The organism is Peribacillus sp. R9-11, from assembly GCF_031345095.1.
Lineage (GTDB): Bacteria > Bacillota > Bacilli > Bacillales > DSM-1321 > Peribacillus > Peribacillus butanolivorans.
Genome location: NZ_CP133763.1, coordinates 1541612 through 1554116, shown reverse-complemented (window position 1 = coordinate 1554116; position 12505 = coordinate 1541612). Strand labels below are relative to the sequence as shown.

At 39.8% G+C, this 12505-nt stretch carries 8 protein-coding genes; 2 read left to right on the top strand and 6 right to left on the bottom strand.

The window, feature by feature from the left end; all coding sequences use genetic code 11:
- Positions 1-335: 335 nt before the first annotated feature.
- Positions 336-4664 (top strand): S8 family serine peptidase, encoded by a 4329-nt coding sequence (locus RE409_RS07475; protein WP_309558782.1) that lies wholly within the window; start codon positions 336-338, stop codon positions 4662-4664.
- 206 nt (positions 4665-4870) lie between these two features.
- Here the strand turns inward: RE409_RS07475 and cphA are convergent, their stop codons facing one another.
- Together cphA and RE409_RS07465 are read right to left on the bottom strand one after the other, a co-directional pair.
- Positions 4871-7492 carry a cyanophycin synthetase gene (gene cphA, locus RE409_RS07470; RefSeq protein WP_201221576.1) on the bottom strand — a complete coding sequence of 874 codons (2622 nt, stop codon included), beginning with the start codon at positions 7490-7492 and terminating at the stop codon, positions 4871-4873.
- Positions 7489-8301 carry a cyanophycinase gene (locus tag RE409_RS07465; RefSeq protein WP_053345089.1) on the bottom strand — a complete coding sequence of 271 codons (813 nt, stop codon included), beginning with the start codon at positions 8299-8301 and terminating at the stop codon, positions 7489-7491. The genes cphA and RE409_RS07465 overlap by 4 nt, the downstream gene beginning before the upstream one ends.
- 183 nt (positions 8302-8484) lie before the next feature.
- On the opposite strand from RE409_RS07465, the gene RE409_RS07460 reads away from it, so the two are divergent.
- Positions 8485-8907, top strand: a complete 423-nt coding sequence (locus RE409_RS07460; protein ID WP_056530738.1) for a pyridoxamine 5'-phosphate oxidase family protein — start codon at positions 8485-8487, stop codon at positions 8905-8907.
- Between the two features lie 213 nt (positions 8908-9120).
- Here the strand turns inward: RE409_RS07460 and RE409_RS07455 are convergent, their stop codons facing one another.
- From RE409_RS07455 to opp4A, 4 genes are all read right to left on the bottom strand, one after another.
- The gene (locus RE409_RS07455) at positions 9121-10167 is read right to left on the bottom strand and encodes a M42 family metallopeptidase (protein WP_201181696.1); all 1047 of its coding nucleotides are present in this window, start codon (positions 10165-10167) and stop codon (positions 9121-9123) included.
- A 91-nt stretch (positions 10168-10258) separates the two neighbouring features.
- Positions 10259-10396 (bottom strand): hypothetical protein, encoded by a 138-nt coding sequence (locus RE409_RS07450; RefSeq protein ID WP_201181697.1) that lies wholly within the window; start codon positions 10394-10396, stop codon positions 10259-10261.
- 30 nt (positions 10397-10426) lie between these two features.
- Positions 10427-10615, bottom strand: a complete 189-nt coding sequence (locus RE409_RS07445) for a hypothetical protein (protein WP_201181698.1) — start codon at positions 10613-10615, stop codon at positions 10427-10429.
- Between the two features lie 100 nt (positions 10616-10715).
- A complete protein-coding gene (gene opp4A / locus RE409_RS07440; RefSeq protein WP_201221578.1) occupies positions 10716-12488 on the bottom strand; it encodes an oligopeptide ABC transporter substrate-binding protein in 1773 nt (590 codons plus the stop codon).
- Between the last annotated feature and the right edge of the window lie 17 nt (positions 12489-12505).

The following is a 12505-nucleotide window of genomic DNA, read 5'->3' as shown; positions in this document are numbered from 1 at the left end:
TTAATTCTTTATTACCATTTTTAATAATCTAATACAAAGAAAGTTCTTTTGACACTCGTATAATAGTATATTTTTTCTATAATTTACCATTATATTTATCACGAAGAAAGGTATAATTCCTTATTTTCCCAAAATATACATTCCTACAATATGTTCATTTTCGATAATCCGAGTTTTACATCCCAAAATATGACAATTTTCTTGTTTACCTGTTCGTTATCATTAAAGGAACATCAGTGTTCTACATACTGGCCATCTAGAAAGAATGGAGGTGCATTGTACCTGTAGACTGGTCGAATTTTTTGTTCTTTGAAAATAGAATAGGGGGAAAAAAATTGCAAAAAAAACGAAGAACGAAATGGTTAGCGTTAATATTCGCTATCATGCTTATTGGATCGCTGATAATTCAAACAAACTCTATCGCAGCAACTTCAAACAAAATCCATACCTCCGCTAAAGATGAATTAACGGGGAAGAATCAAAAGAAAGTCGCCTCAAAAGTACTTACTCAGTTTAAAAAAAATGATCAGGTAACGTTTCTCGTTAAATTCAAAGAGCAAGTAGACACCAAAGACGTATCCTCAAAGGCTGCAAAAACAGCAAAATCACAAAAGTTATCTGCGAGTAATTCAAAGTTACTTAAACGATCAAGTGTAGTATCTGAGCTTCGTGCTACAGCTCTTCAAACACAAGCGAATATTAAAAACTACTTAGATAAGCAAGAAAAAGCTGGTAAGGCGAAAGATTTTCAATCCTTTTATATTGTTAATGCGATTGCCGTGACAGCTACAAAGGATGTTATGGAGCAAATCGCTGCTTTTCCTGAAGTAGAAAAAATTATGCCAAATGAGACTAGGCAGCTAATTCAGCCGGCAAGTAAGACTGCAGCTGCAAAGACCCTTAAAGGCTCAGAAGCGAGCAAAACAAAAGCCGATACCTCTTCAATTGAGTGGAATATTGAAAAAATCGGTGCTCCTGCTGTATGGAACATGGGCATTGATGGAGCAGGAACGGTTATTGCTTCTATCGATACAGGTGTCCAATGGAACCACCCGGCCTTGAAAACAAAGTACCGCGGGTATAACCCTGCCAATCCAGATGTTCCAAATAATGAATATAACTGGTTTGATGCTGTAAGCGGACAAGCTTCACCATATGATGATTTAGATCATGGAACTCACACAATTGGTACGATGGTGGGCTCTGAACCAAATGGTGCAAATCAAATCGGAGTTGCTCCAGGTGCCACATTCATTTCAGTTAAAGCCTTTTCTAACGATGGCGGTTCAGACATTGATTTATTAGAAGCAGGCGAATGGGTTATCGCTCCAAAAGATGCTGCTGGTAATCCTCATCCTGAGAAAGCACCAGATGTTGTCAATAACTCTTGGGGCGGCGGAGCTGGACTCGACGAGTGGTATCGCCCAATGGTACAAGCATGGAAAGCTGCCGAGATATTTCCTGAATTCTCTGCTGGAAATACCACATTGTCTAATCCCGGCGGTGCTGGTTCAGTAGCAAATCCAGCAAACTATCCAGAGGCCTTTGCCACTGGAGCAACAGATCTTAACAACCAAGTTGGCAGTTTCTCTTTACGTGGTCCATCTCCATATGGAGAAATTAAACCTGACATCTCCGCACCAGGCGTTAACATTCGTTCTGCCATTCCTGGCGGTGCATATGAAGGCGGCTGGAATGGCACTTCAATGGCAGGTCCTCACATTTCAGCGGTTGCTGCTCTATTACGACAAGCAAATGCCAGCTTAACTGTTGACCAGCTTGAGGAAATCTTACTTACAACTTCCACTCCTTTGACAGACAATAATTATCCGACAAGTCCCAACCATGCTTACGGCTATGGCCTTGTTAATGCATTTGATGCAGTTTCCTCTGTTGTAAGCGGACTTGGGAAAATTGAGGGTAAAGTTACCAAAGCTGGAGATGACTCAGAAGCAGCTGTCATTTCCCATAAGGCACCAAAAAATTCGTATAAAAAAATGGATATAACACTTCAAGCTGAAGTGTCAGATAATGTAAGTGTCACTACCGTTAAACTTAGCTACCAAAAAGCCGACGGAACTTGGGTTGAAGTCAAGGCTGAGAGAACGAGCGGTGACTATAAATCAGGAACGTATGAAGCCACGATTCCAGGCTCAGAGCTGACTGAAGATTCAGTCTCTTATAAATGGACCGCAACTGACTTCGGAGGCTCAGTAACAGCTACTGACTCTTATACCGTTGAGCTATTGCCAGGAATCAGTGTGGGTTATACAGAGGACTTTGAACAAGATCCTATTGGATGGACCTCTTCCGGCACAAACAATAACTGGGAATGGGGTATTCCGACAAGTGGACCTGGCTCTGCAGCATCAGGTCAAAAGGTTTATGCTACAAACCTGGCTGGAAACTATGCTAATAGTGCCAATATGAGCCTATCCATGCCTCCAGTCGATGTTCCTGAAGGCACAAGCTATTTACAATTTAAACATTGGTTCGAACTTGAAAAAAATTATGATTTCGGACATGTATTTATCTCTACAAACGGAACAAACTGGGTACAAGCGGCTCGTTTTAATGATAAGTCAAATAGTTGGATCGATGGTGAAGTTAACTTAAGCCAATATGCTGGAGAAAGAATCTATATTGCCTTTAATGTCACATCTGATGGTTCAGTCCAAAAACCTGGCTGGTATATTGATGATGTTAAATTGGCTGATACTTCCCTGCAGCCGGCTGCAAAAGCTAAAACAGGACTAGGCGTTATCAAGTCTGACTCTTCTGTTTCAGCTAAGCCAAAAGTTGACCCTGATAAAATTAAGCCAATTGCAGATAAAGTGAAAAAAGCACCTGAAAAAGACCAGCCTGCCCCAGTACTTCTTCCATTACAGGCACAGGTCAGTGTTTTAGAAACTGGAAGATCTGTTTATACAAACCCGCAAGATGGATCTTACCAACTTACGCATGCATCAGGTTCATACACATTGCAAGCAGAAACATACGGTTATCGATCACAAACAGCAACAGTCAACGTCGAACAAGATGCAACATCAACTGCTAACTTTACGCTTCAAGAAATTCCAAAAGGAACAATCAACGGTACAATCACCAACAAAATTACTGGCGAACCAGTCTCTGGTGCTACCGTATACTTTCTTGAGGATGCCGCTATTAAGCCAGTGACTACAAATTCGGACGGTGAATACACTCTATCCGCTTATGAAGGAAAATATACTTTGAAAGTCATGGCTCCTTCTTATTACGGCAGTGAAGCATCCGTAACGATTTCGGACGGTAACAGCTCTAGGAAAGATATTAAACTGAAACCGTTCATCGGGTACCCAGATGAGATTAAGTATGACGACGGAACAGCAGAAAACGCCCGAGCCTTTAATACGGCAGGCAATAGCTGGGCTGTGAAAATGTCGTTAGCTTCGGGAAATAAAACGGCAAATGTAACCGGCGCCCTTTTACGTTTCTGGGATACCACATGGCCTGCTCCAGGCGGGACTGAATTCCAAGTTTCGGTGTATGATGCATCGGGAACAGATGGGTCGCCAGGCAAAAAAATCGCAGGTCCTTTTAATGAGACTGCGTTGCGCGACGGTCAATGGACACATGTTGATTTGAGCGAACATGGAATCATGGTTGAAGGTGATTTCTTTATTGTTTATACCCAAACAAAGGCCAATCCGAATGCACCAGGATTAGCTACTGATGAAGATGGACCAAATGCAGGACGAAGCTGGCAGGGAGTCAGCGATTCATGGTCGCAATCCCCAACTGAGGAAGGAAATTATATGATTCGTGCCACTGTCGATTACGAAGTGAAGGAACCTGTAATTATCTCACCTAAAGACGGTGCTTATTCAAATCAAAAAGAAGTAACGGTTGAAGGTACATCTGCACCTACAACAAAAGTAGATATTTTTAACAAAGGGGAGAAAGTAGCAAGTACGGATTCTACTGATAAAGGAACCTTCGCTGTTCCGGTCACATTAAGCAACGGTGAAAATACTTTGACAGCAAAAGCTCGGACAAGCCAAGGTTCAACTGAGGCCTCTTTGCCTGTAAAGGTGATATTGGATACCGCTAATCCGGAACTAGCAATTACTTCACCTACAGATGGCAGCAAAGTAAATCGTGAAACAGTTACTGTTAAGGGAACAGTTTCGGATGATAATCTTAATTCAGTTAAAGTAAACGGACAGAAGGCCGATGTGAAAGATAACACCTTCTCCTATCGCCTTCTACTGGACAAAGGAATCAATAAAATTAAGGTGGTTGCTCAAGATAAGGCAGGCAATAAAGTCACTAAATCTGTCTCCATCGATGTAAAATATACCGCTCCAGAAATTTCCGATTTAGTGCCAAATGAGGATAAAATCTTAAAAAGCGGTGAATCGGTTAAAATCGAATTCGACAGTGAACCTGGCTTGGCAGCAAATTTCTCCATTTTGATGCCTCTGACAAATGCAGGAGGCATTGCGAATGCAACTGAATTACCAATGAAAGAAACATCTTCAGGACATTATGTCGGCTACTATACCGCCACAACGAATGTAAAGGCACCTGGTGCTGTTGTGGAAGTAAAAGCAGCAGATAGCTATGGTAATATTACAACACAAAGAGCGGCAGGTAAGCTTTGGATTAACGCTAAAAAGTAAAATGCAAAAGCCATGCTTTCTATGCCTAACGGCCGGAAGCATGGCTTTTTTAATACAAATATTAGTGCAATTTTCTTTGACTCTATAAAATGCCTCACATCTTCCCTGCTTTGAAAAGGACATTTATCTAATTCCATAGATAGAAAAAGGGAAGTTTATATAATTAAAAAGTAAATCCCCCTCAAGATTGAGCGGAATTTACTTTTTTATTTCTTCGGCAATAGATTTTTTGAAACTGTTTCGAAAAACTGATCTACATAGTCGAAATCCGTGTAAAAGAATAATAAAAGATCACCCGGTTGTGATACTTCCCACGCTTTTACGAATGCGTCTAATTCATTAGGTACGATATATGTCTTATCTTTATGTAATCCTTCTTCTATCGCAGCTTCCCGAAGCAGCTCGGCTACCTCCAACGGTACTCTTCCCCGTAAATCATCGTCTTCTTTAATGATGAACAGATCTGAATGTTTTGCTACGACCTCTGACAATCTGATGATTTCTTCGTCAATACGGTCTCCTGGTCCCGCCAAAACAGTGATAATGCGATTTCTGTTATAGGCACTAACCGTATCGAAAATGGCCTGCAACCCTGCTACGTTATGGGCGTAATCGATAATAACGGTTCGTTCTTTTAGTTTTTTTAAATTGAAACGTCCTTTAGACAATTTTTTATCAGGCATAAACGCAATAGCCTTCTTTCGTAATTCTTCCATTGAAATACCTTGCGTATGTGCCGCGGCTAACGCTTGAAGTAAATTAGCGATATTATGTCGCGCCATGCCAGAAATCGTTATTGGGATTTGAGTGCAATCCATAAATTGATGTATCACACCATCTGATGAATAACTGATTATACCTTGTTCATCAACAAACCAAACCTTACGTCCTTCATTAATCGCGGCTTTCACCAATGGCTGAGTGGCATATGTAGAGGTGTATATAACCTCTCCATCAGTATACTCTGCCATAGCAGCTACATTCGGATCATCGGCATTCAAAACACAATAACCCGTTTTTTGAACGACCTCAGCTACTAGCCTCTTTAATTTAACGAGATCGTCTAGTGTTTCAATACCATCACAGCCAAGGTGATCTTCACTCACATTTGTAATAATACCAACATCACATTGACGAAAAGCTAGACCTTCACGAAGAATTCCTCCTCGTGCTGTTTCTAAAACAGCTACATCGACTTCAGGATGGGCCAATATCGTTCTTGCACTAATAGGGCCACTGCAGTCACCTTGTACCAATACCTCTTCGCCGATATACACTCCATCTGAATTCGTCATTCCAACCTTTGTTTTCACATCTGAAAGAAAATAATGAACCAATCGGGTTGTTGTTGTCTTTCCATTTGTTCCAGTTACTGCAATAATCGGGATAGTGGCCTCTTCTTGAGTTGGGAATAAATAATCTACGATGGCTTTGCCAACATCCCTTTTTTTTCCTTCACTTGGATAATGATGCATTCGAATCCCTGGTGCAGCATTCACTTCAATGATTGCCGTTTTTAAATGATTGAAAGGTTTTGATATATCCTGACAGATTAAATCTATTCCCGCAATATCCAATCCGATAGCTTTGGCAGCAGCTATCGCCATATTCCTAATAGTTGGATGAACCTGGTCCGTTACATCAATTGCCTTTCCACCAGTTGAAAGGTTCGCATTACCGACAACTTGGACCAGCTCACCTTGTTTCGGAATAGTATCAAGGTTCCGGTTCGATTTCTCCAAGTAACACGTTACCGTATGTGTAAGTGGAATTTTTGACATCGGCTTTTCATGTCCGTCTCCCCGCAACGAATTGAGGTTTTCCTTTTCTATCAATCTGCGTAACGTCTCTTTTCCATTCCCAATAACATAGGGAGGAAGCCGCAAACTTGTAGCTGTTAGCTCTCCGTTGACTATCAGTAACCGATAATCATGTCCTTCAAAATGACGTTCCACAATGTATTTTTCCACATGAGAATCCAAACAATGGATCACATTAAACAACTCATCCTTATTTTTGATATGGGTTATTACACCCTGGCCCTGTCTGCCGTTATACGGTTTTATAACAAGCGGGAAACCAAGCCTGTCGGCTGAGTCAAATATACCTTCTATTGAGTAGGCGATTTCTCCTTCTGGTACTGGGAGACTGCAACCTTTTAAAATAGCCTTGGTCAATGATTTATCACAGGAATTCTCAACGGCGATATTTGAAGTTTGGCTTGAAATTGTCGCCTGGACATACTTCTGCCTTGAACCAGTTCCTAAGCGCAGTAAACTCTCTTCGCCTATTCGTTCGACAGGGATTTTTTTTGAGTGAGCCGCCTGATAAATGGCTTCGGTACTAGGACCAAGTTTATTTTTATAATATAACTGTTCAATTTGGTTCACATATAATTGTACATTAATATGTTTTTCATCATTCAGGATAGCTTCTACGATTTCTTTTGCAGCTAAAAATGCTTGAAGACCTGACTTAGGCTCCTGATAGTCATAGGTAACATAATAAAGCCCTTGTTTTTTCATCATAATCGTTTTTCCACGAATGGCATTGATTCCAGCCATATTTTGGAGTTCAATCGTCATATGCTCCAAAATATGGCCCATCCAAGTACCCCGTTTCAGCCTCTCAGTGAATCCGCCTTGATATCCTTGTGAACAAGTATGGCTGCCAAGGTTAGGGAGAGTCTTTAACAACTTTTCATTAAACCCAGGAATAGCATCAGATGGCTGTTTTTCCAGTTCCTCTATATCTAATTCTATACAGATCGTTGGTGTATAAGAAAAATAATTTGGCCCTTTTAAAAAACGGACTCGATTGATTATCATGATTGGATCCCCTTTTTCATCAACAATTTTCTTGTATGCAAGTCAAAACGATAGCCTCTTGTAAGTGTATGAAGCTGAAACCCTGAGAGGGTCAACTCTTCACTGCCATTTTCAGAAGACGTGATATTGATATAATCACTTTTGCTTCCATCAAGCACTAAAACCTGATGTTGACCAAATACTTCAAATTGTCCATCTTTCACTAATATTGCTGTATTTTCATCAATACCTATACCAATAATTTCTTTATTTTCTGCTATCGCACTTAAAAGTCGATCAAAGCGACCACGCTGCGAAAAATGTTGATCAATAAGCAGGCCGTCTAGAAAGCCGAACCCTTTTCCAATCTCCACTTTTAATTTATCATCATTCAGCATCGTGTCAGCTGCGACAATCATTTGCTTACCCATAATTGAAGCACCCGCACTTGTCCCAGCTAGAACCATTCCATTATGCCAGGCCTTTGATAGAGTATTGTGAAATTTTGACTGCCCAATAAGCTCGGATAATCGGCTTTGGTTTCCTCCGGTTATAAAGATAGCTGAAAAAGAGGCCAGTTGTTCACAAATGGCCTGTTCCTCTGCATCCTTTCTTGAATTCAACTTGATAACTTCAACCTTGCTCACGCCTAAGTCTCTAAAAATCCTGATATACTCTTTACTCACTTCTTCAGGAATTTCACTCGCTGTAGGCAGGATGCCAATTCCACCTTTAGCGCGTATCGCGAGTTCGACAAATTTATTTAATACTTCACCTTCAAGGCACTTATCCTCAGCCCCACCGATGATAAGTAATTCACCACAATTCATTGCTCATACTCACCTTTACATATGGATTAAAATCATGAAGTTTTTCTAAACAGAACACATAATGAATAGTATGGCCTTTTGTCATAGTCTTCATTCATAAATTTAGCAAACTGTAGAATTTTGTTTAACTTAATGACATTAGAGGAAAAGTAATAGAGAAAATAATAAAAGGAGTGTGTAAAAATGAGCCAAAACCAATTAAAAGAACAAGTATTGAATATCATCGGCGATCATAAAATAGGTGTTCTATCATCAGTAGAAGATAACAAACCACATTCACGTTATATGACATTTTTCAACGACGAATTAACTTTTTATACACCAACAAGTGCATCCACAGAAAAAATAGATGAAATTGAAAAGAATCCTAATGTTCATATCCTAATCGGCTATGAAGATAAAGGATTCGGCGATTCTTACGTGGAAATCTCAGGGACCTCGAAAATAAACGACTCACAGGAACTAAAGAAAAAATTATGGGATACGTCATTTAAAAATTGGTTTGACGGACCAGAAGATCCAAACTATCTATTCCTTCAAATTAAGCCTGAAAGCATCCGTTTGATGAATAACAATGGTGAACCTCCACAAGAATTACAATTATAAAAATTGTCGGGACGTAAGGTAATTTTAATTTACGAGTAAATCTCATGTACTTACGAGTAAATGATCAAAACTCACGAGTAAATTGGCAAAATTCACGAGTAAATGATTTAAAATCACGAGTAAAATTTGGATTATCGCTAAAATTTCAAAAAGGATTTGCTTCTGCCTAAAAAGCCCACACTCGGTACATAATGAGTGTGGGCTTTTTTTCAATCATACTAGCTCTGATTGTATATAATGCAAGATTAGATTGGCTGTATGCTTTAATGAAGAGATATGTGTTCTCTCAAAGGCGTGAGATGCGTCAATTCCCGGACCAATCAAGCCATGAACCAAATCGTATCCTGCTCGGATTGCTGCGGAAGCATCCGATCCATAATACGGATAAATATCGACGCGATAGTCAATACCGTTTGCTTTAGCAAGTGAGGCAAGATGCTGACGCAATTTATAGTGATACGGACCGGAAGAGTCTTTGGCGCAAATGGAAACGCTGTATTCATCCGTCGTTTGGCCATCACCGATCGCTCCCATATCAACGGCTAGATATTCAACTGTTTTCTCTGGGATATTAGAATTCCCACCATAGCCTATTTCTTCATTATTAGAAATCAAGAAATGAGTGGTATATGCCAATTTAATCTTACCTGCAGAAATCAGGTCAATGATATGAAGAAGAATGCCAACGCTTGCCTTATCATCCAAGTGCCTTGATTTCAAAAAGCCAGTCTCTGTTACTTCTACCCTTGGTTCAAATGATACAAAGTCTCCAACAGAGATGCCAATTGCCTCTGTTTCCGCTTTTGATTTCACAACTGCGTCAATGCGGACTTCAATTGTCTCCTCATCACGTTTGGCATCACCGGCATTTTTATACACATGCACAGACGTTTGATTGATTAGAATCGTCCCAGTGACAAAAGCTCCGTCAGCAGTATGAATTTTGCAGTATTCCCCTTCCACTGAATTCCAGCGGAAACCTCCGATCATCGTCAATTTCAGACGGCCATTCGACTTAATTTCCTTTACCATCGCTCCTAGTGTATCGACATGGGCTGTCAGTAAACGATGTCTGGTTTCATCTTCACCTTTTAACGTAGCTAGCAATGCTCCTTTATTCGTGATTTGATAGGGTACCTGCTTGCTCTCCATGAATTTAGCCGCATACTTAATTGCTTGATCGGTATAACCAGATGGGCTTGGTATTGATACTAACTCTTTTATGTAAGTAACGATCTCTTTTTCTTTGATAACACTCATGCCTATCTCTCCTTTCCTCTTTGTTTATTATATCTTTTTATGCCAACTTTTAACATACAAAGGACCGCCCTGAGACAGTCCTTTGATTGATTTAACTCATTTGGGCCAGAACAGGCAAGATTGCCATAACCAATGTAGTAATACCATATATCGCGAAATTTTCCATATTCATTTTCCTTTTCCACTTATCACGCCATACTTTATATCTGCTCATATCTTCGTTATTCATGAAAAATCCTCCTCATGACGAAATTTCAATTTACCTTATCTGTCTTTGCTTGTTGGACATTTCCTTCATATATTCCAAGAAGGCAATTCTCTTTTCGTCTGGATAGGCTACAATGTCAGCAATGATTGCCTCTTCAAGAGGTTTCAGTAATCGACCAACCGATTCAGTAAACAATATTTCTAACTCTCTCTTTGTTTCATTAGGATTTCTCACTTCCATCAAAATCACCCTTCCAATTACTTACTAATTGTATATATCCTTTATTCACATAGTGAAACGTAAAAAACCGGCCACCTACACAGGCAGCCGATTGGATTTATTATTTTGTTTCTTTTTCAGTGACACCAACATTGAACCATTTATATTGGCGCTCCGCAAGATAATCATAACCAGAGACACGCTTATTTACTCCAGTCGTAGTGTAACGGAATAATGTTGGAATAATTGGAACTTCTTCATGAATCAGTTCTTGCCACTCATTGTAGGTATCAATACGATATTGATCATCAAACGCTTCCTCTGAGATTCCTTTCGCAAGAAGCTCATCATTTTTGTCGTTCACCCAGCGAGTATAGTTAAATGCTGCGGATTTTGACCAAAGACCAGATGGATCTGGATCGGAAGCAACACCCCATGCCGCTTGATAGATATCAACCTCTTCATTATCTTTTTTCAACAGATCATAGAATGAATTGAACTCATGCAGCCTTCCATCTAGCATTTGAACGTCTAGGCCTACTTCCTGCCATTGTTGAATGTAATAATTGGTAAGCGGTTCAGCAATATCTCCGCCGCTCATGGAAGCGAAGTTGATTTTGAACTCTTTTCCATCTGGGTCTTCACGAAGTCCATCTTTATTTGTATCAACATATCCGGCTTCATCCAAAAGTTTTTTAGCTTTTTCAGGATCATATTCATATGGCTTAACATCTTTATTATTATACTTGAAGTTTGGTGTGATAACTGAGTTGGCAGGGAAACGAAGCCCTTTATACATCTTTTCGCCGACTTCTTCATTATTGATGGCATAAGCCATTGCCTGGCGAAGACGTTTGTCTTCGAATTTCGGGTTGTCCATAACATTTTCTGCTTTTTCCTTATCATAATGACCGAACTTGAAACCAATATAAGAATAAGCTAAATCGACTTTTCCTAATATTTCAACGTTGTCCAATGCTTTTGCCTGGTCATATTGATCAGCAGAAATACTAGCTACATCGATATCCCCATTTTCCAGTGACTTAACAGCAACGGACGGATTCACAACTTTTAAAGTAACGCTGTCCAACTTAGGCGCTCCACGGTGGTACCCTTCAAACGCTTCGAATTCAACTGCTTCACCTTGAACAATTTTCTTCACTTTAAATGGTCCATAACCAATCGGATTTTTACGAATTTTATCAGAAGATTCCAACTTTGAAATTGGAACATCACTTAAGTATTCTTTATGAAGCGGATATGTCCATAATCCAGTTGTTACAGATGGATTTGCTTTCTTAAAAGTAAAGGTGATTTTCTTACCATCTACTTTAATACCCGAAATACTATCCGCTTTTCCGGCATGATACTCTTCCATACCTTCAATTAAAGCCATTTGTTCATCATAGCGTACACCTTTGTAATCCTTGCTCCCCAAGACAAGGTATGCATACTCTAAATCAGCCCCAGTCACAGGCTTCCCATCTTGCCAATTAACATTGTCTTTAATTGTAAGTGTTACCGTTTTATTATCGTCTGAAATTTCATAAGAAGCAGCACCGTCATTTGTGAAAACATAGTTTTCGTCTGTATCCAGTAAATCTTCATCAAGGAATGTGATAACTTGGTTATCCGGATCTCCTTGATAGAAAACTTTGTTTAATATCCCTTCAAACGGGGTATCTGATACCAATCCGTAAGTCAGATGGCCGCCTTCAATCGGCTCTCCCTGATTTGTTGTTTTTGTCGGGAATAGCGATGTATCAACTTGTTCGACATCTTTCCCTTTTTTTTCTTTTGTTGACGATTTTTCCGTATCATTTGAACATGCGGCAAGCAGTAGAGACGATATAGCCAATGCACTTAATACCTTGCTATAACTTTTGATCTTCATGACATACACTCCCCTTT